The organism is Bradyrhizobium sp. PRIMUS42, from assembly GCF_023006515.1.
In the GTDB taxonomy this organism is placed as follows: Bacteria; Pseudomonadota; Alphaproteobacteria; order Rhizobiales; family Xanthobacteraceae; genus Bradyrhizobium.
In genome coordinates this window covers 1-513 of record NZ_JALBGZ010001541.1, presented here as the reverse complement: position 1 = coordinate 513, position 513 = coordinate 1, and the positions used below count along the sequence as shown (strand labels likewise).

Genomic DNA, 513 nt, shown 5'->3' with positions numbered 1-513 from the left:
CCCGAGGAGCAGCCCGATGCTGCGCCGGTGCAGTTGCCGCAGAACCTGCGCCGCCAGGAGGTCGCGTTCCAGACCAAGGAGCCGGCCGGCACGCTCGTGGTCGATACCCCCAACACCTACCTCTATTACGTGCTCGGAGGCGGCCGTGCGATCCGCTACGGCGTCCGCGTCGGCCGCGACGGCTTCACCTGGACCGGCGTGCAGAAGATCACCCGCAAGGCCGAGTGGCCGGATTGGCATCCGCCGACCGAGATGATCGAGCGCCAGCCCTATCTGCCGCGCTTCATGGCCGGCGGTCCCGGCAATCCGCTCGGCGCTCGCGCGATGTATCTCGGCTCGACCGTCTACCGCATCCACGGCACCAACCAGCCGTCGACCATCGGCAAGTTCGTCTCGTCCGGCTGCATCGGCATGCTGAACGAGGACGTTTCCGACCTGTTCGACCGCGTCAAGGTCGGCACCCGCGTGGTGGTGATGCCGGGCGGCCCGCCGCCCGGAACGGCGACCGCCTCC

At 69.4% G+C, this 513-nt stretch carries 1 protein-coding gene; it reads left to right on the top strand.

The window, feature by feature from the left end; all coding sequences use genetic code 11:
- A partial coding sequence (locus tag MOV75_RS41525; RefSeq protein ID WP_247008681.1) for a L,D-transpeptidase occupies window positions 1-513 on the top strand: 513 nt, incomplete at both ends.